The following is a 25042-nucleotide window of genomic DNA, read 5'->3' on the forward strand; positions in this document are numbered from 1 at the left end:
GCTCCGGGCGGGCCCGCCCGGGCGACCGGCGCCGCCGACCGGGCCGTACGGATCGGCGACACCGCCCTGACCCACCGCGAACTGTCGCGCGCCGGGCTGGCCGTGTCCGGTGCCACCGTCTCCCCGACGGGCCGTCTCGGCGCGGGGGCCGGGGTGCGGGCGGTCCGCGCGTCCGGCGCCGCCTGGCACGCCGAGCCGCTGGACCGGCTGTGGGCCGTACCCGCCGCCGAGCAAGTGGCCCGGGCCCTGAACGGCGGACAGGACCTGCTGTTCCTCGAGGTGACCCTCACGGGCACGGTGCGGGAGACGACGGGCGACTGCCTGCTGGCCGACTGCGCGGGCCTGCCCCTGCGGCTGGCCGCCGCCCACGACGATCCATCGCTTCCCTGCCGCGACAACCTCCGCCTGCTCGCCGCCGCCCGGGGCAGTCGGCTGCGGATCGTCGCGCGCCTGGTGCCCGAGCCGCTTCCGCGCGCCCTGCTGCTCGCCGTCGAGCACCCCACCGACCCCGCCGCCCGGGTGGACCTCGGCCTGGACCGCCTCCGGCACGCGGACCTGCCCACCGGAGCGGTCGCCCCACCGGCTGAGGTCGCCCCCACCATGGACGAGGCCCCCCTGCACCTGCTGCGCCGCCGCGTCCACCAGGCGGTGTCGGGAGGCCGCCGTGTCCTTGCCTCCGCCGGGAGCGTCTCGGGCGACGCCGTCCGCCTGCGCCGTCTCGGCCTCGTCACCGCGGGCGACCTCCTCGACGACCTCCACGCCGCCGCCGCGGACCGCTCCCGCGACGCCTTCGGCCGCCTGCTCCCGGCCGACACGGACCACTTCGCCCGGGCCTGGCTCGCCGCCGCCGTCTACACCGACGCGGTCGAACGGGCCCTGTGCGCGGGCGGCTGGGGGCCACCACGACCGAGACACCCTCCTCGGGGCCCTCTTCCACGCCCCTGGCCAGGGGGTGACCCGTACGGCTTCCGGGGCCCCGCCGGTCGTCTCAGCCGGCGTACACCCGGCCTTCCTTCACGAGGTAGTGCACCGGGTCCGAGCAGCCGACGGACGGTGTGACCAGCAGGCTCACGGTGAGCGGTGCGGGCTCGGTGCCGGCCGTCGAGAACTGGCACACGGCGCCCTTGCCGGTGAGCGGGTACCAGAACCAGCCGTCCACGTCGCCCACGGTCACGCGATCGGTCTCCTTCCAGACGCCGCCGGTCTCCGTGTACACCTGCAGGCGCACGGAGGCCGCGTACCCGTCGTCGGCCGAACGCAGCGCGGTCAGGGTGATGCGGTAGTCGGAGCCGAGGACCGCCGACGCGATCTTCTGTTTCTGCGGCGCCGCGGGCTCCGCGCTCGACGCCCCGGCACCGGCCGCGCCGAGCGCGGCGGCCAGCAGGACGGTGAGGGCCGCGGCCGTGCCGCGACGGATGAGAGAGCGAGTCGGGTTCATGCGTTCCCCCGATGGGACGAGTGGGAGTGACACGGAAGGTCGTTCTGCTCCCGTTCACCCATTGGACCTCTCGCACCTCCCGGAGGTTGCACGCCCGCGCGGAATCCGTCCGGACGGGGCCGGCCCACGCCCGCCCGGCGTCCACGGTGCCCTCGGCGGGGCCGCACATCGCCGGCCGTGTCCGGCCCGCCGAGGCGCGGCCCCGCCGGCCACGTGCGTCACGTGGCCCCGGCGCCGACGGCGGGACGGTCCTCGCCGGTCAGGGCGCGGGCGAGCGACATCCTCGACAGCGCGAACACGCCCACGGCGATCAGGGCGACGCCCAGCAACTGGGGGAGGAGCCACCAGCCCGTCCGCACGTACTCCTCGTAGACCGCGAGCCCGAGGGCCAGGCTCATGCTCGCGTCACCGAGCGTGATGGCGGGCTGGGACGCCACCAGCGGCCCGGCCTGCATCGCGTTCTCCAGGAGGAACAGCGCGGTCCCGCCGAAGACGGCGAAGCCGTAGGTCTGCCAGGTGGTGAGGAACGCGGTCACGCCGCCGTCGTCGAGCGTGTGCATCGACGTCTTCATCAGGGCCGCCGTCATCGCGTACGCGACGGCGGTGGCCAGCCCGAAGCAGGCGGCGCGGCCCCGCCCCTCGGGCCGGCGGAGCGCCGTGACCACCAGGGCGACGATCACGACGGAGCAGACGGCGAGTGCCGGGCCCCATCGATCCATCGGCGCGTGGGTGCGGTTCCCCACGGGTGACGCGGCGACGAGGACGACGGCGAGCCCGGCCACGACGGCGGCCACGGCCACCCAGCCGAGCCGGGACATCCGCCCGTGCAGCAGCACGGCGGCGATGACCAGGGCGAGCGGCAGCTCCAGCACGAACAGGGGCTGGACGACCGTCAACGGCCCCGTCGCGAGGGCCACGGCCTGGCAGACGGCCGCGGCGATGACGGCGACGATGCCGGCGAGCCAGACGGGGTGCCGCAGCAGGTCGAGCATGAGCCGGGCCCGGAGTTTGTCGGAGCGGGGCACGCTCAGCGCGGCCTTGCGCTGGAGGACGGTCGCGAGAGCGTTGCTGAACGCGCCGCTCAGCGCGAACAGGACCGGTATGAGCATGTCCACCGTGATCCTCCAGGACGACGAGACGGCCCACCCCCGGTCCTGCCATGGTGGCGTGCTCTCCCCGGTCCTCGCGAACCGCTCGGGGCGTGTCACGGAGCACTCGGCCGCCGGAGCCGACCGGAAGGGGCCGCCCGGCGGCGCTCGGGGACCGCCGCCGGACGGCGCGAGCCGGATCCCGCCGAACGGATGGCGCGGTCTCGCCGTACTTGCCGCGGGAGGCGCGGGAGACGCCGGAGACGCCGGAGACGCGGGAACCCGCTCCGCGGAGAGCGGCCGGCCGCCGGGAGGTGAGGGCCGGTCGTCGCGGTGCCGGAGCCCGGGGCGGCGGTGACGGCGGCGGTGACGGTATTCCGCGTTTTATGATCATCCGGTGCCTCTTGTTCCTGGATGGGTCCTGCTCTCGTCGGGGTGCGCGCCCGTCCTGCTGATCGCGGGCTGGGTGATCGCGGCGTCGCTGGAAGGCCCCGCCTACGATCCCGCCACTCAGACGATCAGCGTCCTGGCGGCCTACGGGGCGCCGGGCTACTGGGTGATGACCGGGGCGTTCCTCGCGCTGGGCGCCTGCCACCTGCTCACCGCCTGGGGACTGCGGGCGGCCGCACCGGCCGGACGCGTGGCGCTGGCCGGCGGTGGACTGGCGGCGCTGGTCGTGGCACTGTTCCCGACGCCGAGCAGCGGGGGGTCCCTGCACCACGGTTCGGTGACCGTGGTCGGGTTCGTGCTCCTGGCCGTGTGGCCGGTCCTGGCCGCCGGCGGCGGAGACGTCCCTTGGGCGCTCCGGCCCGCTCCCTCGGCCGCGGCGGCTGCCGTGATGGTCGTCGGCGCGCTGTGGTTCCTCGTCGAGACCCACCGGGGCGGTGTCGTCGGCGTCGTGGAACGGGCGGTGACGGCTGTTCAGTCCCTCTGGCCCTTCGTCGTCGCCGCGTCGTGCCTCCGTCGTCCGGGGGACCGGGGCGAGCCGCCGGCATGACCGGTGCGGACGCCTCGCCGCACACGGGCGGGCCGGCCGGTCCGGCGCCGGAGGACGGGGGTCGCGCGCACCGTTCCCGATCCGGATCCCGCTCCCGGGCGGACCCGTCGCACGGGGAGCCGTTCGAAGAGCCGTGCATACGAACGCCGCTGCGTGGTAGCCGGAAGCCGAAGCACACAGAGTCGAAGGAGTCGTCATGTCGTTTCTCTGGGCCATCATCGCCGGACTCATCATCGGTCTGCTGGCCAAGCTCGTCCTGCCCGGACGTCAGCCCATCCCGCTCTGGATGACCGTCCTCCTGGGCATCCTCGGCGCGGTGGCCGGAAACGCCCTCGCCTCCGCCTTCGGCGTCCGCGACACCGGAGGCGTCGACTGGATCCGCCACATCTTCCAGATCGGCATCGCGGCTGCTCTGATCGCCTTCGTCACGCCCCTGTGGACCCGCCGACGCCACCACGCCTGACCGCTCGCGCCGCACCCCGTCGGCAACCGGCCGACGGGGTGCGGCGCGTCCGGGTTCCCGCGGCCGTTCTGACGCGCCGCCACGGCGGTCGTGGGCAGCGGCCTCTCCGGGCCGGATCCCACACGCGTCGGGCGAGCCGAGAACGGCCGTGCCCGCTTCGCGCCGTGCGGCCGAGGAGGGACGAGACGGGGCGCCGCGAGGGCGGACCGGCGAAGCGACCGCGCCGGAATCCGGTTTCCCCTACCGGCCCGGTCCCTCAGCAGGGTTTGCGCCAGACGCCCAGTTCCGGCTTCTTGAGCATCGACGACAGCCGCAACTTCCGGACCATCGGGCAGAAGTCGGCCGCGGGCCGCGCGTACTCCACGTGGAAGACCGCCTTGCCCGCCGCGACGAAGGGCTCGAGCCGTTCGCATTCCCCGTACTGGGCGCACTCCTCGTTGACCGCGAAGTCGAAGTCGTCCAGCAGTTGGGGGATCTGGGCCAGGTCGTTCTTCAGGCCCACGGCCAGACCGCGCTCGTGCGCGATGTCCGCGATCATGCGGTTGTAGCGGAGCTGGTCGCGGGCCGTGAGCGGGAAGCCGGTGTCGTCGGCGTAGCCCTCGACCAGGTCCGGTTCCACCGCGTCGAAGCCCTTGTCCCGGCACATGTCGAACCGGCGTTCCATGAGGGGCCGGAGCGTCGACACCCGGCGGATGTCCAGCCAGCGTTCGCCGCGCCAGCCGTTGGGCCTGCCGAGCAGTGACCGCGGGAAGTCGCCCCGGTCGGGGCGGAAGTCCTCCCAGGCGCCCACGTTGACGTAGCAGATCACCTTGCGGCCGTCGCGGTGCAGACGGGCGACGTCGGCCGCGGTGTTCTCGAAGCCGTCGATGTCGTAGACGGGCACGTCGACCGAGGGGTCCACCCTGCCGTCGAGCTGCCACTGCCAGGCCAGCCCGGGGCGCGGCTGCCACACGGCGCGGGTGCGCGGGTCGGCCGTGCGGTCGTCCTCACCGGAGCACGCGGTGAGGGCGGCCAGCAGAGCCAGGACGACGGCGAAGGCCGGTACGAGCCGCCTCACCGCTCCTCCCCGGCCAGCGCGGGGGTCAGCCGGGACCACGGGTTGGGCGGTTCGCCCGTCACCGGACCGCACACCGCCGCGCCCCGCTCGCGCGCGGTGCGCACGGCGAGCGGCACGAGCGGTTCCGGCACCCCGTAGACGAGGTGGCACAGCCGCCCGGGCGGCTGCCGCACGGTCCACGAGGGGCGGCTGAACGCCGATACGTACGTGGACCAGTGGCCCTCGAAGGTGACCGTCAGGTCGGCGAGGCGGGCGTAGCCGGGAGCGGGGTGGACGCCCGGGTTGAGGACGACGGTCGAGGCACCGAGCCGGCGGACGGACCGCACCAGCCTGCGGCAGGCCGGCAGCCCGTCCGCGGCGGAGGTCACCCGGTCCAGGAAGCAGCCGTCGGCGGCGTACCACTCCCGGTGTCTGCGCAGGTCCTCGGCGATCTCCGCCGGGTCGCGCGTGCCGTAGTCCGTGTCGATGTAACCGAGCGGCCGGGCGCCCGCCGCCCGCAGCGCCCCGGCCGCGGCGGCGAACGCCGGGTCGGGGGCGTGGCCGGGCCCGTTCGCGGGGTTGAGGACGACGGCGTAGGTGCGGGCGGCGCGGGTGATGAGCCGGTTCCAGGCGGCCGGGTCCTCGGCCGGATGGACGTACAGCGGGATCAGCAGGCTCATCGCGCCGATGCCCCCTCGGCCGCCCACAGCGCCGTCACGGAGGAGTCCAGGGAGTGGGCCGGTCGCCAGCCGAGGGCGTCGCGGGCGGCGGTGATGTCGGAGCACTGCCACGACACCCGCGCGGACCGCGCCGAGCCACTCGTCCCCTCCTCCACGATCCGCCCCCGGAAACCGGCCACGTCCGCCAGCGTCCGCACCAGTTCGCGCACCGGTACCGCCTCGCCGCCGGAGACGTTGAGGACCGGTGGCAGCGGCCCGGGTGCGGTGACCGCCAGGTGCGCGGCCCGGGCCACATCGCGTACGTCCACGAAGTCGCGGTGCGCGGACAGGTCACCGAGCCGCAGGGCCGCGCCCGGATCGGACCCGGCGTCCCTCAGCAGGGCGGTGACCCGGCCGGGCAGCCCGGTGGGCGGAGCGCCCGGACCCACCGGGTTCCCCACCCTCAGCACCACCGCGTCCAGCCCCGAGGCGGTCACCGCCACCGTGCCCGCCAGCTTGGTCGCGCCGTACGGGCCGGCCGGGCGGGTGGCCGCCGACTCCGCCACCCGGACACCGGGTGCGCCGGGACCGTACTCGGCGGCCGACCCCAGATGGACCAGACGCGCCCCGGGCGCCGCCTCCCGCAGCGCCGCGCACAGCACGGCGGGGCCGCGGGCGTTCACCTCCGCGAGGGTGACGGCGTCGCCGCCGGTCGCGCCCGCGCAGTTGACGACCGCGTCGGGCGCGGCCGACGCCAGCGCCTTCGCCAGGTGCCGCGGGCGGTCGGACGCGAGGTCGACGGTGACCTCGGCGGCGGGCGAGCGGCCGCCGCCGAGCACCCGCGTGCCCGGCAGGGCGCGCAGCCGCTCGGCGACGTGGCCGCCCAGGTAACCGGTGGTGCCGAGAACGAGGATGCGCATACGGGCTCAGGCTCCCTTGAGCAGAAGCGACTTGCGGTTGGTGAACTCGGCGTTGGCCCGGTCGTAGTCGTCGGGGCGGCCGATGTCCAGCCAGTATCCGTCGAACTCGTAGGCGTGCGGCGGCCGTTCGGCGGCGAGCAGGTCTAGCACCAGTTCGTCGAAGCCCAGCGGGAGTCCGGGCGTGTAGGGGGCGAGCGTGGTCCGCGAGACGCCGTAGACGCCCATGGACACCCGGTAGTCGATGCTCGGCTTCTCGGTGAAGGCGACGACCCGGCTCGCGTTCGTGGTCAGCACCCCGAAGTCGATGTGCACCCTGCGGGCGTAGGTGGCGATGGTCAGCGGCGCGCCCGACGCCTCGTGCCGGCGCAGTACGTCGGCGTAGTCGAGGTCGGTGAGCACGTCGCCGTTCATCACCAGGAAGTTCTCCGGCAGACGGTCGCGGAGGGTGAGCAGCGGGCCCATGGTGCCCAGCGGGCTCTCCTCGGTGGCGTAGTCGACGCTCATGCCCCACTGCGAGCCGTCCCCCACATAGGCCCGGATGATCTCGCCGAGGTGGCCGATGGCGATGGTGCAGCGGGTGAAGCCGGCCGTGGACAGCTGACGCAGCACGATCTCCAGGATCGCGTGCTGGTCGCCGATCGGGACGAGCGGCTTGGGCAGCGCGGTGGTGTAGGGCCGCAGCCGGACGCCCTTTCCGCCGGCCAGGATCACTGCGTGCATGGGATACCTCCTGCATGGACGTGCCGGACGGGTCAGATGTTGTAGATGCCGGTCTTGTAGCGGGCCAGGTTGGCCGGGTCGCCGAAGAACTCCGCGGTCCGGGTGAGCCCTTCCGCCAGCGTGCGGCGGGGGCGCCAGCCGGTCGCCGCCGTCAGCCGGGTCGCGTCGGCGACCAGCCGCATCACCTCGGAGCCCGCGGGCCGCAGCCGCTCGGGGTCCTCCCGCACGTCGAGGGGGGAGTCCATGACCTTGCCGATCAGCGCCACCAGGTCGCCGACGGAGACCTCCTCACCGGTCCCGGAGTTGAAGGTGCGGCCCACGACCCGCTCCGCCGGCGCGGTGCCCACCGCGAGGAACGCCCGCGCGGTGTCCTCGACGAAGGTGAAGTCCCGGGTCGGGCGCAGGTCGCCGAGGGTGATGGTGCGCTGCCCGGCCGCCACCTGGCCGATGACGGTGGGGATCACCGCGCGCATCGACTGGCGCGGGCCGAAGGTGTTGAACGGCCGCAGCGTCACCACGGGGGTGTCGAAACTGGCGTGGTAGCTGTCGGCCAGCCGGTCGCCGCCGGCCTTCGAGGCGGCGTACGGGGACTGGGTGTTGATGGGGTGGTCCTCGGTGATCGGCACGGTCTGCGCGGTGCCGTACGTCTCGCTGGTCGAGGTGTGGACCAGACGCGGCGTCCCCAGGGCGCGCACCGCCTCCAGCACGTTGAGCGTGCCGGTGACGTTGGTGTCCACGTAACTGTGCGGCGCCCGGTAGGAGTAGGGGATCGCGATGAGCGCGGCCAGGTGGTAGGCGCAGTCGGCGCCCTCGAGTAGACCGCGGACCGAGCCCGGGTCGCGCACGTCACCGAGGACGATCTCGACGTGCTCGAGCAGGTCGGCGGAGAGGGTCTCCAGCCAGCCGTAGGAGGAGAACGAGTTGTACTGGACCATGGCCCTGACGCGATGGCCGGAGGCGACGAGCGCCTCGGTGAGGTGCGAGCCGATGAATCCCTCGGCCCCGGTGACGGCGGCGAGCGGTGCGGAGGTCAACTCTGGTGTCCTTTCGTCCGGTCGAGCGACGGGGGTGCTGGTGTTCCACGGGGTGGGCGGCGCGCACGGTGCGGCGGCCCGGTGATCAGGCGTGCGGGGAGGGCCTGCCGAGCAGACGGACCGCACAGACCGCGAGCAGGGCGGCGGCCGCGCCGCAGCCCAGAGGCAGTACGGCCGGGCCCGGCGGCAGGTCCAGCAGGGTGACCGCCCCGGCGGCGCCGGCGGTCAGGAGACACAGCACGGCAGGAGGCCAGGCCACGCCGAACGCCTGGAGGAGCAGGGCGGTCCACAGGGCCGCCGCGAGCGGCAGCGCGGCCGTCCCGGAGCCGGTGAGGAGCACCGGGGGCAGCAACAGCAGGAGGTAGGCGAGGAGGCAGAGGCCGAGGATCGCGGCCGAGCGGAGCCGGAACGCCCGGGGCGTCGCGCTCACCCGCAGCGCGGCGACCGACCAGCCGCGGTAGCGGTACAGCAGCCACTCGGCCGGACCCATGCTCACGGTCAGCGCGATCACCGCGTACGGGTCCCGCCGGCCCACCAGCACCACGAGCACCGCGGCGGCCAGCCCGAACAGCCCGTACGGCAGGGAGGAGTGCAGCCGAGGCCTCGGTCCGCCGGGAGCGGCCGGGGCGGTGAGGCCGGTCCACAGGACCCGTGCGGCGGAGGCGAGCGTGGCCAGCAGCGCCAACAGGGGCAGACCGGCCCGCGGCAGCGGTCCGGGATCCCACCACGGCAGTACCGCGGCGCCGGCGGCCAGCGGGCTGAGCGCGGCCAGCAGCAGCCGCTCCCGGGCCAGCACCAGCAGCACGCCCGCCGCCGCGAGGTACAGCGACTGGGCGGCGGCCACCGCGGTCACCGGGCCGCCCCCGGCGTACAGTGCGGCCGGGACCGTGGCCACCGCCGCGCCCAGCAGGGCCCCGGTCAGCAGGGTGCGGGCCGCCTCCCGGCGCCCCGTCACCAGCCGCAGGTGCGCGCGGTGCCCCAGCGCCTGCCCCCACGCCCAGGAGACGACGCCCGCCAGGATCAGGGCGGGGGCGTGCCGGTCGGCGCGCCACAGCGGGGCGGTGAGCAGGTAGGCCAGGGCCGGGAGCGCGAACAGCACGCCCCGCAGCAGGCACCGCACGGTGTCCGGACGCCAGGGGTCGGCCGCGGCGGGCGGCTCGGGGAAGGTCCGGGGCACCCTGTCGTACAGCGCCGAGGCGAGGGAGAAGAGGTTCGGATGCCCGTACCGGTGCCGGATCACCTCGGCGGAGAGTCCCTCCGCCTCCAGCAGCGCGGCCACCTCGTAGGGGTGGACGGCCGGGCCGACGCGGTCGGCCAGGTCGGCGGCGAGCCGGCTGACCGCCTCCTCGTCCGGGCCCTGCTCCGGCAGCCGGAGGGTGAGCGTGCGGTCGTCGCCGGGCCGGACGCGCGTCCGGCCCGGCCGGGCGATCCGCAGGGCGAGCGTGTCCTGCTCCGCGCCGCCCGGCTCCAGGGCCATCGGGCCGCTCACAGCGCCATGCTCCTCGTCTCCGTGCCGGCCGGGATCCGCGGATCCGGCGGGGGACGGTCGGTGGTGCGGGGCCGGACGAGCGCGGGGACGCCCGGCTGCCGCACGGCCGCCTGCTCCGACAGCTCCCGGTAGACGGAGCGGAAGGTGTCGATGGTCTGCCGGAGGGTGAACTGCTCGATCACCCGCAGCCGGGCCGCCTCGCCCATCGTCCGGCGCCGCGCGGGGTCGTTCAGCAGTTCCAGCGCGGCGGCGGCCATCGCGGCCGGATCGCGCGGCGGGACCACCAGACCGGTCCCGCCGACGGCCTCCCGCACCCCGCCCACGTCGGTGGAGACGGTCGCCCGCCCGCACGACATGGCCTCGATCAGCGTGAACGGGAACCCCTCGCTGATGCTGGACAGCATCACCACGTTCCCGGCCGCGTAGGCGTCCCTGATGTCCTCCACGCGCCCCTCGAACGTCACGGCGTCCGCGTGCCCCAGTCCGGCGGCCAGGGCCTCGCAGCGCTCCCGGTAGCTCTCACCGCCCCGGGGCGTCCCGCCGAACAACCGCAGCCGTACGCCGGGCAGCCGGTCCCGGACGAGGGCGAAGGCGCGGATCAGGGTCTCCAGGTCCTTGATCGGGTCGACGCGTCCGGCCCAGCTGAGGGTGAGGGCCTCCGGCTCCGGGCCCGCCGGGGGGAAGGCGGCGGGGTCGACGCCGTTGTAGACCGTGCGGATCGACGCGGGGTCGGCGCCGCCCTGCTCCTCCCAGAGCCGGTTGTAGCGGTTGCCCGGGGTGATCAGCGCCGCCCGGCGGTAGCTCTCCTCCGCCAGCAGCCGGAAGAACCCCAGGACCACCGCCTTGACCGGCCAGCGGTAGGGGGCGGTCCGGTAGCCCAGGTAGCGCTCGCGCAGGTAGACGCCGTGCTCGGTCAGCAGCAGCGGAACACCGTGCCGTTCGAGCGCGGCCAGCCCCGGCAGCACGGCGACCCCGCCGCTGACGGCGTGCGCGACCCCCTCCTCGGGCGGCGGCGCGGCCAACGGGCGCAGGGCGTGCTCGAGCAGACCGGTCGCGGTGAGCGCGTCGTGCAGGGTCGGCCCCGCCTCGCGCACGGCCAGCCCCGGCCGCGTCCACACGGAGGTCAGGATCCTCACCGCCGTGTCGCCGCGCAGGAAAGGGCTGAGCCGCCCGTCCGCCGCCGCCCGCGCCAGGGCGTACAGGGCGGGCGCGAAACCGTCCTCGGCGCGGGGGTCGACCAGCGCGGTCAGGAACCGTTCGTAGGCGTCGGCCAGCCGGCCGCGGGAACGGCCGCGGGGCGGCGTGCCCTGCGGCGCCTCGCCCCACATGGGTACGGACAGGACGCCGGAGACATGGCCCGGAAGGTCCCATACGACCGGCTCGCGCCCGGTGCCGGTGACGGCGATGACGTCGAAGTCGATGTCCGGCATGCCGGTGACGAGCTGGTCGCACCAGACGCTCACACCGCCGTGACTGTGCGGGTAGGTGCCTTCGGTGAGCAGGGTGACGCGCGTCGCTTCGGAGCGTCGCGCGCCGTGGGGAACGTGCATCGATGGGCTCCACGGCCGAGGTGTGGGGTGGTCGTGCCGGTCCCGGCCGCGAAGGGGCGGCCGGGACCTCGCTGCCGGTGCTCCGGTCAGCCGTTCGTGCCGGGGGAGACCGGCTCGGCCACGCCCTCGGGCACACGGGCCTTGGGCGCCGGGGCGGTTGCCGGCGCGGAACCGTCCGTACCGGTGGCCGGGGCGGGGACGGCGGACGGCGGCAGTGCCAGGACGAGCGGGGCGGACGTCGGGGACGTCCATCCGGACCGTCCGCCCGCGTAGGCTCCGCCGAACACGGATCCGGAGCGGGTGGTGCCCTCGGGCATCGTCGCGGGAACCGCCACGCCAACCGGGCCCTCGACGGTGACGGTGCCGCCGATGCGGTGGGCCGTGACCTGCCCGTCCCGCACGGCCGCGCGCCACGCGGCGCGCCGCTGCAGTTCGACGCCGATGTCCTTCATCCGCGGGTTGACCACGGGGGTGTTCTCCGCGAAGAGGGCGGCGTAGCCGTCGAGCACACCGTCCAGGACCGGATAGGCGATGCGGTCCTCGGCCAGGTTCGACTGGTGGATGAAGTGCGGCTTGGGGTCGTTGGCGAGGACGTGGCCGAGGGCGATCCGCCGCTCCAGCGGCACGATGTGCTCCGTGTAGCCGGTGGCCGTGTCGAGCGGGGCGGGCAGGCAGGTGGTGGTGGCCGGGTTGTCCTCGCAGATGCCGCTGCCGCCCTGCGCGCGGCTGGTGTAGATCCAGTTGTACTCGTCGACCTGCTCGGCCGCCCGCCCGGCGTTGTAGAAGATGTTCATCGGGTAGCGGGGGACCGTGGTGGCGGGAGCGACCCGGCGCTGGTCGGGCTCGCGGGAGTTGTCCGAGGCGAGCCAGGTGACGCCGTTGTCGGCCAGGGCGGGCGCCAGGTTGGGGTTGTCGGCCGGCTGCTGGGGCAGCACCCGCAGGCCGGAGTGCTCACCGGTGACCAGCTCGCCGTTGTCCAGGGGGAGTCCGGAAGTCTGCCCCCAGACGCGGTTGAGGGCGATCTCGTCGGAGATGTCGTTCCGGCTGACCCACTTGGTGCTGCCGTCCGCGTGGGTGGCGCACCGCCAGGGCACCACCGTGGTGTCCTGCTCGCAGCCGAGGAAGGCGTGCGTGTACGTGTGGTTGATCCAGCGGAACTCGTTCCGCTCGGCGAGGAACCGGTCGGCGAGCGGGTCGGTGCCGTCGCCGTCCTCGCGGTGGTCGACGCTGCCGGCGCCGTTGTAGGCGAGGTCGAGGGTGAAGCCGTGCTCGCGCTGCCAGGCGACGGCGCGGTCGACGTCCGCGGGCGTCATGCGGATCGGGTCCGGGACGGCGTCCGGATCCGTGCAGTCGACGTCGCCGGGCGTGCAGTTGAGCTCGGAGTTCCAGCGGTCGTCGGCGGCGAGGACGTCGTCGACGTGCACGGCGAAGTAGTTGCGGGAGGAACCCAGGTGCACACCGCCGGTCATCCACTGGACGATGCCGCGGGCCAGCAGCCGGAACTGCTGCTGGTGCCGGTTGTAGACGAAGGTGACGACGAGTTCGCGCCGCCCGTCGTGCCGGTACTCGCCCACCAGCGAACCCTGCTCGGTGGTGCCCGGGATCGGCGCCTGGACGTACGGCGTGAAGTCGGCGCCGGCCACCGGAGTCGACAGGTAGGCGTAACTCTCGCCCACGGTGGGCGAGTTGTCCTCGAACGGCACCGGGCCGTCGAGGTAGCCGAACGGGCCTGCGCGACCGGCGTCGGTCACTTCCGCCTGCACGCCGTCGACACTGCCGGAGTAGCCGCCGTGGACCGGGTACTGGAGGCCGGCCTCGGGACGGGCGTACGTGTAGGCGTCGACCTGCGGCACGTCGTAGGCCCGCTCGTACGCCACGAGCGCGGCCATCTCGGCGGAGTTCGCCGGGAACGGGTTGTCGTTGGGCAGGACGACGGCCTGGAACTTGGCGCGTTCGCGTCCGTCCACGGTGTCCGCGAGGTAGTCGGCGTCGATCACGGGCCGGTCGGACCGCGTGAGGTCGATCTCCGTGTACGGCGTTCCCGCGGTGTCCAGTTCGGCGGCGATGGCCTCGGTGGCCGGGCCGCCGTCGCTCACGACGAGCACCCGCAGATCGATGCGGGGGGTCGCGGCGTCGGCATGGGCCGCCGTGCTCGGTATGCCTAAGGCGGCGATGAGCGCGCCTGCGGTGAGCAGGGCGGTGCGTATGGTCCGCTTCATGCGGTGCTGTCCCCTCCCCGGGCAGGGGTGGACGCTGCTCCGTGGAGCGGACGCACCCCCGCGCGCGACGCCGGCGTCCCCCTCAGAAGCCGGTCGTCGACACATCCGTCGCCTCACATGGTGGGGTGCCTGTGCAGCTTTTGTGTCCCTGTTGCGAAACCTGACGGAAAAACGCAGGTGTACGGCAGGTCGTCGGCCGAGGCGCTCTTCGGGGCCGAAGGCCCGCCCCGGGCACCGGTCGGCACCCGGCTCCGGGGGTTCTGCCCAGCTCGGAGAGGTGATGCCGGACACCGGCGGACCGTCGGGGCCCGCCGGCGGGACTGCCGTCGGCACGGAGGGACGCGGCCGGGACGAGGGCGGGAGGGTTTCGGTCACCACCCTCCGCCCGGCGCGACCGTCAGGAGCAGAGGACGCGCGTCTCGGGCGTGTGGACCGGTCCGCCGCTGGTGCTCGTGCCGTCGCTGAACTCGGCGTAGAAGTACGAGTAGAAGCCGATGTTGCCGTTGCAGCCGGAGTCGGCGGCGATCTGCAGCGTCAGCGTCACGGTCCGGCTCTGGCCGGGCGGGACGGGGGCGCCGTAGTTGGTGCCGAGATCGGTGGGGCCGGTGCCGGAACAGGCGGCGGGGCCGGTGGCCGTGGCGAGGCTGCAGCCGGTGATGGCGTACTTCAGGTCGGGGCGTTGCGTGGTCAGCCAGGTGGGATCGATGCTCTGGTAGACGAACCAGAGGTCGTAGGTCTTGTTGTTCGTCAGCGTCATCGACAGGTTCACCGTGCCGCCCGGCGTGGTGGTGGCGCTGTCACTGGTGAACGTCAGCTCGGCGGGGCCGGGCCCGGCCGCGCTCGCGGAGGGGGCCAGGCCGAACCCGGCGAGGACGAGGGCAACGGTGAGACCGAGACGTCTCCTCAAGGGTGATCGCATGGCCCGGGAGGTTAGGCACGGGAGGAGCGCGGCGTCTGCCCCGCGCCGGCGAACGGATCCGGGGACGACCGAAAGCGCGCTCTTCGCGAAGGCCGTGCGCCGGGGGCGCGGCGAGCGGCCGTGGACCGCATACGCGCACGGTGGGGCCGGTGGGGAGCACCGGCCCGGCGGGGAGGCCGTGCCCGGCCCCGCGACGGGCCGGCGGTGGAGGTAATGGCGCGTACCGGTCGCGCCGGGCCTTCCGGACGGTGGACCGGGCCCGGGGCCGCCCGCCGGGCAGCCGGTCGGGCCCGGGGCTACGGCTCGAGGGCGCCGGGCGGCAGGGACAGTTCGCTTTCCGCGACGGCGCGGGCCATGTGGGCGATCGGGGCCGTGCGGTGGTCGGCGCTGGTGTTGATGTAGGCGCTGGCTCCGTCGATCGCGACGAGGATGCGCACGGCGGCCGCCCAGGGGTCGTCGCAGCGGAAGACCTCCGCCCGCGCGCCCGCGGCGACGAGCCGCTCGATGCGGCGGCACCAGAGCAGTTCCTGCTCCACGACGTGGTCGCGGAGGACGGGGCGGTAGCGCGACAGGTGCCGTGCGTTCAGCCACAGCTTGCTGACGTTGTCGAATTCGGTGCTCGAGATCAGGGTGAAGAAGCGCCGGAGGGTGTGCAGCGGGGTGTCGTGGCCGGGGCCGGCGGACTCCTCGGGGAGCAGGCCGTCGAGCTCGGCCATGGTGGCGCTGGTGAAGGCCTCGGCCACGAGCTTGTCGGCCGAGGGGAAGTAGTGCCCCACCAGTCCGGGCTGGACACCGAGCTCGTCGGCGACCCGCCGGAGGGTGATGCACTCCAGCCCTTCGGTGAGTCCGACGTGCGCGGCCGTGGTGACGATCTCGTGGCGGCGCTCGGCCGGCGCCTTGCGGACTCGTTTGCCCGGATCCCTTGACGTCATGCGGCGAATGCTATTGAGTATGCGACCAATTAGGCAATTGGTCGCGTGACCAATAGCTGCCGGCCGGATCGGTGCCCCCGGGCCCGCCGCCGGCCCCCGGTCCGCAGCGCGGGCGGCTCTTCCCGGCCGCGGGCCGGTCTGCACCACTGTCAGGAGACGAACATGGACGACACGCGCACCGACGCCGGTGAACTCGCCGAGTACGGCTATCAGCAGGAGCTGAAACGGACCCTGTCCGCGTGGGCCGTGTTCGCGATCGGGTTCGCGACCATCTCGCCCGTGGTCGGCATCTACGCCGTCGTCCAGCTCGGGTTCGTCTTCGCGGGACCCGCCTGGATCTGGGCGGTCGTCGTGGCCTTCCTCGGCCAGCTGCTGGTCGCCACGGTCTATGCCGAGCTGTCGTCCCAGTTCCCGATGACGGGAGGGGTGTACCAGTGGGTGCGCCGGCTGGGCGGGCCGCGACTGGGCTGGCTGGTGGGCTGGATCTACCTCGCCTCGGCCATCGCGTCCCTGACCACGGTGGCCTACCTGGGGGCGAGCTGGCTGCACATGCTCTTCAGCGACCGGCCGCTGTCGCCGACGACCCACGTGCTCCTCGGCGTGCTCTTCGTCGCCGTGGCGCTCGGGATCAACCTCCTGGGCGTCAACCCCGTGAAGCACTTCCTCAACGCGGGCATCCTCGCCGAGGGCGTCGCCTCCATCGCGGTGAGCGCCTTCCTGCTGCTCTTCGCGCACCACAACGGCTTCGGGATCCTCTTCGAGACGCTGGGAGCCGAGGCGGCCTCCGGCGGGTCGGTCCTGGCGGGTTTCCTGACCTGTCTCGCGGTGGCCGGCTGGGCGTTCCTGGGCTTCGACGCGACCACTCAGGTGGCCGAGGAGACCGAGCAGCCGCGGCGCAGCGTGCCGCGGGCACTCCTGCGCGCCTATCTGTTCGTCGCCTTCACCGTCCTGCTGACCGGGCTCGCCGTGACGCTCGCGCTGCGCCGGCCCGAGGAGGCGGTGTCCGGCGCGACCGCGGACCCCGTCTTCACCGCCGTGACCCGGGAACTGGGCGGATGGAGCGAGAAGCCCTTCATCCTCGTCGTCCTGATCGCGTTCTTCGCGTGCGCCATCTCGATCCAGACGTACATCGGGCGTGCCGTCTACGCGTTCGCCCGCGACCGTCAGCTGCCCTTCTCCCCGACGCTCGCCACCGTCGGCCCGCGTCAGATCCCGTACGTCTCGCTCATCGCGACGGCCGTGCTCGCCGGCCTCGGACTCCTGCTCGGGCTGAACGGCAACGCGGCGGCGACCCTGATCGCGTTCGGGTCCGGCGGGTTCTACTTCATCTTCCTCACGGTCGCGGTCGTGGCGCTCGTCGCCAGGCTGAGCGGCCGGTGGAACCCCTCCGCGGGGCGACTGCGGCTGGGACGGCCCGGTCTGGTGATCAACGCACTCGCCGTGGTGTGGCTGCTCTTCGAGGCGATCAACATCGCCTGGCCCCGCGCCGAGCTCGCCCCCGCCGACGGCAGCTGGGTCCAGGTCTGGGCCGTGGTCCTGGTCTTCTCCGCGCTCCTGGTCGCCGGCCTCGTCTACGTCGTGGTCGTCAAACCCCACACCAAGCTTCCCGAAAGCCCGACCACGCAGAAGACGGAGGCGCTCTGATGCCGTCGAAACTCTCCCCGGCCGTCGTCTTCGACCCCGCCTCCGGCCTGCGGTCGAGCCGCGTCTCGCTCAGGCCCGCCGGGCCGGGCGAGGTCGAGATCGAGGTGCGCGCGGCGGGCGTGTGCCACTCCGACCTGCACATCGTGACCGGTGACTGGCCCACCGACCGCCCGCTGGTGCTCGGCCACGAAGCGGCCGGAGTGGTCACCGCCGTGGGGGCCGGCGTCACCTCGGTGAAGGCCGGCGACCACGTCGTCCTGTCCTGGTTCGCACCGTGCCGGCGCTGCCGCAAGTGCGTGGCCGGGAAGGGATGGCTGTGCACCGGCACCCAGGCCGTCGCCAACACGCTGCCCGACGGGAGCACCCCGTTCACGGACGACCGGGGCGGGGCGGTGTGGCCCTACCTGGGCCTGGGGGCGTTCACCGAACGGCTGGTCGTTCCGGAGACGGCCGCGGTGAAGGTCCCCGACGAGCTTCCGTTCGGCATCGGCGCCCTCCTCGGCTGCTCCATCACGACCGGCGTGGGCGCGGTCGTGAACACCGCCCGCGTCCGTCCGGGCGAGTCCGCGGTCGTCGTCGGCACGGGCGGCGTGGGACTCTCCGTGGTGATGGGGCTGCGCCTGGCGGGAGCCGACCCCGTCGTCGCCGTCGACCTCTCTCCCGAACGCCTCGCCGCGGCCGAGCGGTTCGGGGCCACCCACACCCTCGACGGGGCCGTGACCGACGTCGCCGCCTGGTGCCAGGAGGAGCTCGGCGGGGTGGACTACGCCTTCGAGGCGATCGGAAGCCCCAAGGTCATCGAGACTCTTCCGGCCATGCTCACCCCGGGCGGCGCGGCGGTCCTGGTCGGGATGGCCCCGACCGGCGCGACCGGGGCGTTCGACCTGTTCGATCTCGCCGACCAGGGCAAACGTATCCTCGGATGCAACTACGGCTCCAGTGTCGGAGAGATCGACATCCCGAAACTGGCCCGCCTCCACCTGGCGGGCCGGCTGCCGATGGACGATCTGATCGGCAGGATCCGGCCTCTCGCGGAAGCGGCGGCGGCTTTCGACGACCTCAGGTCGAACACCGGCGTCAGAACGATCCTCGAGCCGTGAGACATCCGGTTGCCGGTCACCCGGCACACCCCCATACAGAGACCACAGACGCAGGACAGGCGGTCACCGGACACGGCCGCCCTGCGCCCGACCACCTTCCGGAGGCCTGATGTACGCCGTCACCGACCCGAAGACCGGTGAGATCGCCGAGATCTACCCGACCGCCAGCGACGCCGAGGTCGCGGCGGCCGTCACCGCCGCGCACGCGGCCACCCAGTGGGGCCGTTCGAGTTCCGTGGCCGAGCGCTCCGCGCTGCTGCGCCGGCTCGGCGACCTGCACAAGGAGCACCGGGCGGAACTGGCCGCGAGCATCGTGCGCGAGATGGGCAAGCCGCTCGAGGAGGCCGAGGGCGAGGTCGACTTCTGCGTCGACATCTACCACTACTACGCCGACCACGCCGAGGCGTTCCTCGCCGACGAGGCGATCGAGGTCACGTCCGGTCCCGGCAGCGCCGTCATCCGGCGCAGCCCGGTGGGCGTACTCCTGGGGATCATGCCGTGGAACTTCCCCGCCTACCAGGTCGCGCGCTTCGCCGCCCCGAACCTGGCGATCGGCAACACCATCGTCCTCAAGCACGCCCCGCAGTGCCCGGCCACCGCGGCCCTGCTGGAGAAGCTGTTCGCCGAGGCCGGTTTCCCGTCCGGCGCGTACGTCAACGTGTACGCCACCAACGAGCAGATCGCCGGGGTGATCGCCGACCCGCGCGTCCAGGGCGTGTCGCTCACCGGCTCGGAACGGGCCGGCGCCGCCGTCGCCGAGATCGCCGGCCGCCACCTGAAGAAGGTCGTCCTCGAACTCGGCGGTTCCGACCCGTTCATCGTGCTGTCCACCGACGACCTCGACTCGGTCGTCGAGGCCGCCGTCGCCGCCCGGCTCGACAACACCGGCCAGGCCTGCAACGCCGCCAAGCGGTTCGTGGTCGTCCAGGATCTCTACGACGAGTTCGTCGAGAAGTTCACCGCCCGGCTGCTGGCCGGCCAGACCGGCGCCCCGCTGTCGTCGGTCGCCGCCGCCGAGAACCTCGGCCGCCAGGTCGCCGAGGCCGTCGCCCAGGGCGCCACGCTGCACGGCACGGGCGAGCGGCGCGGCGCCCACTTCCCGGCCGGCGTCCTCACGGGGCTCACCACCGAGCACGGCGCCGCCCGCCAGGAACTGTTCGGCCCGGTCGCGATGGTCTTCCCCGCCGCCGACGAGGAGGACGCGGTGCGGATCGCCAACGACACCCCCTACGGCCTCGGGTCCTACCTCTTCACCACCGACCCCGCGCAGGCCGAGCGGGTCGCCGACCGGATCGAGGCCGGCATGGTGTTCGTCAACGGCGTCGGCGCGGAGGGCGCCGAGCTGCCCTTCGGCGGTGTCAAGCGTTCCGGGTTCGGGCGCGAGCTCGGCCGGCTCGGAATCGAGGAGTTCGTCAACAAGAAGCTCATCCGCGTCGTGAAGTAGGACGTCTCCTCCGCGCCGTCCCCTTCCCGCCCTCCCGGCACCGCGCCGGACGGCCGGGCCGGGGACGGCACCGCACCACGGCCACCCGGCGACGGACACCCGGCGTCGATCACCCGTCGCCGGGCACGTGCCTCGAGCCGCGTCGAGTGCTCCCCGCTCCGGGCTCCCGCGCGCCGCGCCCGGCGGCGCGCGGGAGCCCGTCCGAGGGGACCGCGGTCCCTAGCATGAGGGCCATGACCGGCACAGTCCCCGAGACGATGTGGGCGGCCTACATCGACTCCGTCGGCCCGGCCGACGCCATCCACTACGGCGAACTCCCCGTGCCCGCCCGGGGCCCCACGGACGTGCTCGTCCGCGTCCGGGCCGTGGCCGTCGACCCGGTCGACACCTTCGTGCGCTCCGGGGCCTACGCCACACCGCTCCCGTTCCCCTTCGTCCTCGGCCGGGACCTGGTGGGCGAGGTCGCCGAGGCCGGAACCGGCGCGGTGGGCTTCACCCCCGGGCAGCGGGTGTGGTGCAACAGCCTGGGCCACGCGGGCCGGCAGGGAGCGTGCGCGCAGTACGCCACGGTCGCCGCCGAACGGCTCTACGCGGCGCCGCCCGACATCACCGCGGAGCACCTCGTGACCGCCGCCCACCCCGCGGCGTCGGCCTGGCTGGCGCTGTTCCGGCACGGGCGGCTGAGGGCGGGGGAGACCGTGTACGTCGGCGGCGGAGCCGGCAACGTGGGCGCCGCCGCCGTGGCACTGGCCTCCGCGGCCGGGGCACGGGTGGTCTGCACCGCGCGTGCCGAGGACGCCCCGGCGGTGCGCGCTCTGGGGGCCGCCGAGGTCCTCGACCACCGCGCGCCCGATCTCGGTCCCCGGATGCGCCGGGCCGCGCCCGGGGGCTACGACGTGCACCTCGACACCTCCGGGCACGGGGTCCTCGCCGACGCCGTGGACCTGCTGGCGCGGGGTGGGCGCCTGGTCGCGATGGTCGGGCTGGGCGGAGGACCGTCCGTGCTGCCGCTGGGCCGGCTGTACACCAGGGACGCGAGCATCGTGGGCTTCGCCATCAGCAACGCCGCGGTGGGCGACCTCGCGGAGGCGGCGGGAGCGGTCGTGCGCCTCCTGCGCGACACCGCGTGGCGCCCGCGCGTCGCCGACCGCCTGCCGCTGTCGATGACGGCCCAGGCCCACCGGAGACTGGAGGCCGGCGAGGTGCGCGGCCGGCTGCTCCTCACGCCTCCCTGACCGTTCACGACACCTCCCTGACCGTTCACGCCTTCCTGCCCGTTCCCCGCGCGCAGGCGGGCTGGGCGGCCGACCGGTCCGGTCGCCGGTCAGACGCGGAAGAGCGAACCGACGAACTCCGTCAGCAGCCGTTCCTTGAGCCGTCCCGGCAGCGCGTCCAGCAGCGCCAGCAGCGGAGCGGTCCGCGTCGGCAGCCCTCCTCCGTCGCCCAGTCCGGCGAAGGCCAGCACCCCGGCCACCTCCTCGGGGCCGAGCGTGTCCGGGTCCAGCCCCGCGGCGAGCCCGACCAGCGCCGGATCGGCGACGACGGGGTCGGCCGCGCGTGCCGCCTTCAGCGACTGCGCCAGATCGGCCAGCAGGGCGCCCACCCGGTCGCCGGTCGCCGGCGTCAGGGTCAGATGCAGGTTCGGCGGCAGCCCGTCGAAGGAGAGCTGCGGCTGGAGGTACCAGCCGCGGGCCCGCATCTCGTCCGCCGTGTGCAGCACCAGACCGAGGTCCGGATCACCCCCCGGCCCGGTCACGGTGAACGCGACCAGACTGCCGTCCGGTTCCCCCAGCACCCGCAGACCGTCCATCTCCCGCAGCCCCGGCACCAGCCGCTCGGCGGCCTCGGCGACGCGCCGCGCCAACTCGGTGTAGCCGTCCTCGCCGATGTGCCGCAGCACGGCCCACGTCTGGGCGAGGAGGCCGGCGGACTTGGTGCCCTGGACGGTGGGATTGACCACCGGGTAACCGGGCCAGCCCGCGTGGGCGAAGTACTGGTGGCGGCGCAGTTCGGCGTCCCGGTACAGCACCACGGAGGCGCCCTTGTCGGCGTACCCGTACTTGTGCAGGTCGACCGAGAGCGACGTGACCCCCGGCACCGAGAGGTCGAACGGCTCCACCGCCCGGCCCGTCCGGCGCAGGAACGGCAGGTACCAGCCGCCGATGCAGGCGTCCACGTGGCACAGCACCCCGCGCGCGGCGGCGGCCGCCGCGATCTCGGCCACGGGATCCGCCACCCCGTGCGCGTAGGACGGCGCCGACGCCACCACCAGGGCGGTCCGGTCGGTGAGCGCGGCCTCGACGGCGGGGGCGACGGCGCGGAAGCCCACCGGGTCGACCGGGACCACCACCGTCTCCACCCCCAGGTAGTGGGCCGCCTTGTGGAAGGCCGCGTGCGCCGTCGAGGGCAGCACCAGCTCCGGCCGCTCCACGCCCCGTTCGACCCGTGCGTGGTCCCGGGCGGCCTTCACCGCCAGCAGGATCGACTCCGTGCCGCCACTGGTGAAGGTGCCCTGCGCGCCGGGCACCCCCAGCACCGCCGACACCGCGCCCACCACGTCGTTCTCGAGCCGGGCCACACTGGGGAAGACCGTGGGGTCCAGCCCGTTGACGGTCGCGTACGCGCCGTACGCGGCGGTGGCGAGTTCGTCCAGGCCGGGCAGCCCGGCGTCGTAGACGTAGGCGAAGGTCCGGCCGCCACGCGTCGGGGCGTCGCCGTCCCGCAGGCCGCGCAGTTCGGCGAGCAGCTCGTCGGCCGGCCGGCCCGGAGGCAGCGCGGTGGGGGAGTGGGAGGGCTCAGGGGGCATCTCGCGTCTCTTCCTGTCCGCCGGCGGTGCCGGGCTCGGGTGCGGAGGCGGTGGCCGGGGCGGCGGGTTCGGCCGGCCGCCCGTCCGTGGTGCCGGCGGTGCCCGCCCGCAGCGACCCGTACCGATGGCGCCGCAGCGTGCGGGGGGCTCGAATCGCGCACAGGGCCCCGGGCGTTGCGCGGGCGGACGGCGCGGGCCGGTGAGGTGACGTGGCGGAGCGTGCGGCGCGGTGCGGGAACCGGGAAGGCAGATCATGGGACAGCGGCGGTCCGGTGGCAAGGGTGTGTGCGACGGGACAGGGCGGCCGTCCCGGGCCGGGCGTCCCGGACGAGAGGCTTCCGGGCACCTTCGGGGTGATGCCCGCGCCGCCGGTCCGTGGCGGGGATCCGGTCGCCGCCACGGACCGGCCCCCGCGCGCGGCCGACCGCCTACTGCGGCTGTGCCGCGATCTGGATCAGGTTGCCGCAGGTGTCGTCGAAGACCGCGGTGGTGACGGGGCCCATCTCCAGGGGTTCCTGGACGAAGCGGACGCCGAGGCCGCGCAGGCGCTCGTACTCCGCCCGCACGTCGTCGACGGCGAACTGGGCGAGCGGGATGCCGTCCTTGGCGAGCGCGTCGCGGTAGGTCTTGACGGCCGGGTGACCGGCGGGCTCCAGGAGGAGTTCGGTGCCGCCGGGCTCGTCGGGCGAGACGACGGTCAGCCACCGGTCCTTCTCGCCCACCGGGACGTCGTGCTTCTTCACGAAGCCGAGGATCTCGGTGTAGAAGTGCTCGGCCTTGGCCTGGTCGTCGACGAAGACGCTGGTCAGGTGGATCTTCATGGGGTGCTCTTCTCCGGTCCGGATGTGTCGGGCACGAGCCATCGCTCGGTGATCTGCCGCAGCGGGGCCGTGTTGAGGTCGTGGAACTTGTAGCGGCCCTCCCGCCTGGTCTCGACGAGCCCGGCGGACTCCAGCACGGCGAGGTGCTGGGAGACCGCCTGGCGTGAGATGCCGAGCCGGTGCTTCATGCTCAGCCGGGAGCAGATCTCGAACAGCGTCTGCCCGGACTTCTCCGTGAGTTCGTCGAGGATGGTGCGGCGGGTGGGGTCGGCCAGAGCTTTGAAAAGGTCGTCGGCCACGACCACAGAATAGGCAAGTGTTTGCTTGCCTATCAAGTCGGGGCGCGCCGCGTTCCGGGTCGGTCCGCTCCGGTCCGCGGAGTGACGAGACAGGATTTGGTGCCGCATTGGATGCCGCATTGGACGGCGTTCACCGCGGTCACGATCCGGCCGTCCCGGGCACGGGCCGCGGCCGCCACGGCGTGGTGGTCGTCCCGGTGGCGCGTGCGGGCGCCTCCTCGTTCCGCCCCCGACGGCCCGGCGACACCGCGCCGCCCGGACCGGCGGCCGAACGGCGCGTCACATGCCGCAGGGCGACGGCTGTCCGACTCGGGTCACCAGCGCCTGTCCGGCGGATCATGTGACTACTAGGCTGCGACGATGGAACGCTTGACCGACGTGCCCGAGAGCCTCGCCCGGTCCGCGGATCGGGGCCGGGTGAATGACTACGACAGCTTCGCCGAGGCGTACTCGGCGGAGAACGAGGACAACCTCGTGAACGCGTACTACGAGCGGCCCGCGATGGTGGCCCTCGCCGGAGACGTGGCCGGCCGTCGGATCCTGGACGCCGGTTGCGGCTCGGGCCCCCTGACCGCCGCACTGCGCGACCGCGGCGCGGTCGTCACCGGCATCGACGCCAGCGCCGGGATGCTGGCGTCGGCCAGGCGGCGGCTCGGTGACGACGTGGCCCTGCACAAGGTCGACCTGAGCGACCGACTGCCGTTCGCCGACGGTGCGTTCGACGACGTGGTCGCGTCGCTGGTGCTGCACTACCTGGAGGACTGGGGGCCGACGCTGGCCGAGTTGCGGCGAGTGCTCAGGCCCGGCGGCCGGCTGATCGCGTCGGTGGAGCACCCCTTCGTGGCCTACACGATCCAGGAGCCTCGGCCCGACTACTTTGCGAGCACCAGCTATGGCTTCGAGTGGACGTTCGGCGGGCGGTCCGCCCCGATGAGGTTCTGGCGCAGGCCGTTGCACGCGATGACCGATGCCTTCGCCACCGCCGGCTTCCGTCTCGCCGCCATCAGCGAGCCGCAGCCCGACCCGGCCGCCCGTGAGCTGTTCCCCGACGACTTCCACGACCTTTCGACCAGACCCACCTTCCTGTTCTTCGTCGTCGAGGTACCGCCGTCGGCTGCGGGCTCGGACGACCAGCCGGTCGCGGATCACGAGCGGAGTCGGACCGAGGCGACGACGGCGCCGCGGAAGACGTAGACGCGCTCGTCGAACCCCGTAGCCACAACCCGGGAGCTCTTCGGGGCGTTGACGGTCCGCTCCGTGCGTTCCTGCGCCGACGCGACCTCTTGCCGAAGCCGACGGGTCGGCCGCCCTCGCCGCCACGGGCCTGCCGACCGGCCCGCCGGCCTTCGGCTCGGGGAGCGCGCGCTTGATCTGCCATTGCCGCAGGCGGCAACGGTTGCGGCGGGACGAGTACGCCTTGCCGCCGCCGAGGTGATCGGGCCGGGTGCGCGGGTGTCCGCTGCC

The 25042-nt window shown here is 74.0% G+C and carries 22 protein-coding genes and 2 pseudogenes; 8 read left to right on the plus strand and 16 right to left on the minus strand.

Features of this window, described 5'->3' with window-relative positions; translation table 11 throughout:
- Nucleotides 1-1059: pseudogene (locus tag B7L92_RS30240) on the plus strand (hypothetical protein); the annotation flags it as partial.
- Here B7L92_RS30240 and B7L92_RS30245 read toward each other — a convergent pair.
- Both B7L92_RS30245 and B7L92_RS30250 read right to left on the minus strand, forming a co-directional pair.
- Nucleotides 989-1438, minus strand: coding sequence for a hypothetical protein (locus B7L92_RS30245; protein WP_081240534.1), 450 nt, complete (start codon nucleotides 1436-1438; stop codon nucleotides 989-991). The pseudogene B7L92_RS30240 and the gene B7L92_RS30245 sit on opposite strands and share 71 nt — an antisense overlap.
- A gap of 218 nt (nucleotides 1439-1656) precedes the next feature.
- Nucleotides 1657-2547 (minus strand): DMT family transporter, encoded by an 891-nt coding sequence (locus B7L92_RS30250; RefSeq protein WP_255311208.1) that lies wholly within the window; start codon nucleotides 2545-2547, stop codon nucleotides 1657-1659.
- 376 nt (nucleotides 2548-2923) lie between these two features.
- Between B7L92_RS30250 and B7L92_RS30255 the strand changes: the two genes are divergently transcribed.
- Entirely contained in the window at nucleotides 2924-3523 is a 600-nt protein-coding gene (locus B7L92_RS30255) for a DUF998 domain-containing protein (protein WP_081240536.1), read from the plus strand.
- A 196-nt stretch (nucleotides 3524-3719) separates the two neighbouring features.
- On the plus strand, nucleotides 3720-3986 hold the full coding sequence (locus tag B7L92_RS30260; protein WP_081240537.1) for a GlsB/YeaQ/YmgE family stress response membrane protein: 267 nt from the start codon (nucleotides 3720-3722) through the stop codon (nucleotides 3984-3986).
- Between the two features lie 256 nt (nucleotides 3987-4242).
- Here B7L92_RS30260 and B7L92_RS30265 read toward each other — a convergent pair whose 3' ends face one another.
- From B7L92_RS30265 to B7L92_RS30310, 10 genes are all read right to left on the minus strand, one after another.
- On the minus strand, nucleotides 4243-5043 hold the full coding sequence (locus B7L92_RS30265; protein ID WP_174704043.1) for an endo alpha-1,4 polygalactosaminidase: 801 nt from the start codon (nucleotides 5041-5043) through the stop codon (nucleotides 4243-4245).
- The gene (locus B7L92_RS30270) at nucleotides 5040-5702 is read right to left on the minus strand and encodes a spherulation-specific family 4 protein (RefSeq protein ID WP_016827713.1); all 663 of its coding nucleotides are present in this window, start codon (nucleotides 5700-5702) and stop codon (nucleotides 5040-5042) included. The genes B7L92_RS30265 and B7L92_RS30270 overlap by 4 nt, the downstream gene beginning before the upstream one ends.
- Nucleotides 5699-6601: an NAD-dependent epimerase/dehydratase family protein gene (locus B7L92_RS30275; RefSeq protein WP_081240538.1), complete on the minus strand. Its 903-nt coding sequence runs from the start codon at nucleotides 6599-6601 to the stop codon at nucleotides 5699-5701. Before B7L92_RS30275 ends, B7L92_RS30270 begins: the two co-directional genes overlap by 4 nt.
- A gap of 6 nt (nucleotides 6602-6607) precedes the next feature.
- A complete protein-coding gene (locus B7L92_RS30280) occupies nucleotides 6608-7321 on the minus strand; it encodes a nucleotidyltransferase family protein (RefSeq protein ID WP_081240539.1) in 714 nt (237 codons plus the stop codon).
- Between the two features lie 32 nt (nucleotides 7322-7353).
- Nucleotides 7354-8355 (minus strand): GDP-mannose 4,6-dehydratase, encoded by a 1002-nt coding sequence (locus tag B7L92_RS30285; RefSeq protein ID WP_081240540.1) that lies wholly within the window; start codon nucleotides 8353-8355, stop codon nucleotides 7354-7356.
- Nucleotides 8356-8440: 85 nt separating this feature from the next.
- Complete coding sequence (locus B7L92_RS30290) at nucleotides 8441-9844, minus strand: hypothetical protein (protein ID WP_081240541.1); 1404 nt, start codon at nucleotides 9842-9844, stop codon at nucleotides 8441-8443.
- The gene (pelF, locus tag B7L92_RS30295; RefSeq protein ID WP_081240542.1) at nucleotides 9841-11394 is read right to left on the minus strand and encodes a GT4 family glycosyltransferase PelF; all 1554 of its coding nucleotides are present in this window, start codon (nucleotides 11392-11394) and stop codon (nucleotides 9841-9843) included. The genes B7L92_RS30290 and pelF overlap by 4 nt, the downstream gene beginning before the upstream one ends.
- A gap of 86 nt (nucleotides 11395-11480) precedes the next feature.
- Nucleotides 11481-13613, minus strand: a complete 2133-nt coding sequence (locus B7L92_RS30300) for a hypothetical protein (RefSeq protein WP_081240543.1) — start codon at nucleotides 13611-13613, stop codon at nucleotides 11481-11483.
- A gap of 397 nt (nucleotides 13614-14010) precedes the next feature.
- The gene (locus B7L92_RS30305) at nucleotides 14011-14532 is read right to left on the minus strand and encodes a hypothetical protein (RefSeq protein ID WP_081240544.1); all 522 of its coding nucleotides are present in this window, start codon (nucleotides 14530-14532) and stop codon (nucleotides 14011-14013) included.
- Nucleotides 14533-14828: 296 nt separating this feature from the next.
- Entirely contained in the window at nucleotides 14829-15464 is a 636-nt protein-coding gene (locus B7L92_RS30310; RefSeq protein WP_081240545.1) for a TetR/AcrR family transcriptional regulator, read from the minus strand.
- 162 nt (nucleotides 15465-15626) lie between these two features.
- On the opposite strand from B7L92_RS30310, the gene B7L92_RS30315 reads away from it, so the two are divergent.
- The 4 genes from B7L92_RS30315 to B7L92_RS30330 all read left to right on the plus strand — a co-directional run bounded on the left by B7L92_RS30315 (nucleotide 15627) and on the right by B7L92_RS30330 (nucleotide 20887).
- On the plus strand, nucleotides 15627-17108 hold the full coding sequence (locus B7L92_RS30315) for an APC family permease (RefSeq protein WP_081240546.1): 1482 nt from the start codon (nucleotides 15627-15629) through the stop codon (nucleotides 17106-17108).
- Nucleotides 17108-18208, plus strand: a complete 1101-nt coding sequence (locus B7L92_RS30320) for an alcohol dehydrogenase catalytic domain-containing protein (protein WP_081240547.1) — start codon at nucleotides 17108-17110, stop codon at nucleotides 18206-18208. Before B7L92_RS30315 ends, B7L92_RS30320 begins: the two co-directional genes overlap by 1 nt.
- Nucleotides 18209-18317: 109 nt before the next feature.
- Nucleotides 18318-19652 carry an NAD-dependent succinate-semialdehyde dehydrogenase gene (locus B7L92_RS30325; RefSeq protein WP_081240548.1) on the plus strand — a complete coding sequence of 445 codons (1335 nt, stop codon included), beginning with the start codon at nucleotides 18318-18320 and terminating at the stop codon, nucleotides 19650-19652.
- Between the two features lie 233 nt (nucleotides 19653-19885).
- Nucleotides 19886-20887 (plus strand): NADPH:quinone reductase, encoded by a 1002-nt coding sequence (locus B7L92_RS30330; RefSeq protein WP_081240549.1) that lies wholly within the window; start codon nucleotides 19886-19888, stop codon nucleotides 20885-20887.
- 89 nt (nucleotides 20888-20976) lie between these two features.
- Here B7L92_RS30330 and B7L92_RS30335 read toward each other — a convergent pair whose 3' ends face one another.
- The 4 genes and pseudogenes from B7L92_RS30335 to B7L92_RS42885 form a co-directional block, all read right to left on the minus strand.
- Nucleotides 20977-22458 carry a pyridoxal phosphate-dependent decarboxylase family protein gene (locus B7L92_RS30335; RefSeq protein WP_081240550.1) on the minus strand — a complete coding sequence of 494 codons (1482 nt, stop codon included), beginning with the start codon at nucleotides 22456-22458 and terminating at the stop codon, nucleotides 20977-20979.
- 428 nt (nucleotides 22459-22886) lie between these two features.
- Nucleotides 22887-23279 (minus strand): VOC family protein, encoded by a 393-nt coding sequence (locus B7L92_RS30340; RefSeq protein ID WP_081240551.1) that lies wholly within the window; start codon nucleotides 23277-23279, stop codon nucleotides 22887-22889.
- Complete coding sequence (locus tag B7L92_RS30345; protein WP_081240558.1) at nucleotides 23276-23578, minus strand: ArsR/SmtB family transcription factor; 303 nt, start codon at nucleotides 23576-23578, stop codon at nucleotides 23276-23278. Before B7L92_RS30345 ends, B7L92_RS30340 begins: the two co-directional genes overlap by 4 nt.
- Nucleotides 23579-23703: 125 nt before the next feature.
- A pseudogene (locus tag B7L92_RS42885) lies at nucleotides 23704-23790 on the minus strand (cytidine deaminase); the annotation flags it as partial.
- A gap of 148 nt (nucleotides 23791-23938) precedes the next feature.
- On the opposite strand from B7L92_RS42885, the gene B7L92_RS30350 reads away from it, so the two are divergent.
- Nucleotides 23939-24772 (plus strand): class I SAM-dependent methyltransferase, encoded by an 834-nt coding sequence (locus tag B7L92_RS30350; protein ID WP_081240552.1) that lies wholly within the window; start codon nucleotides 23939-23941, stop codon nucleotides 24770-24772.
- Nucleotides 24773-25042 lie beyond the last annotated feature (270 nt).

The organism is Streptomyces viridosporus, from assembly GCF_002078235.1.
GTDB lineage: Bacteria > Actinomycetota > Actinomycetes > Streptomycetales > Streptomycetaceae > Streptomyces > Streptomyces viridosporus.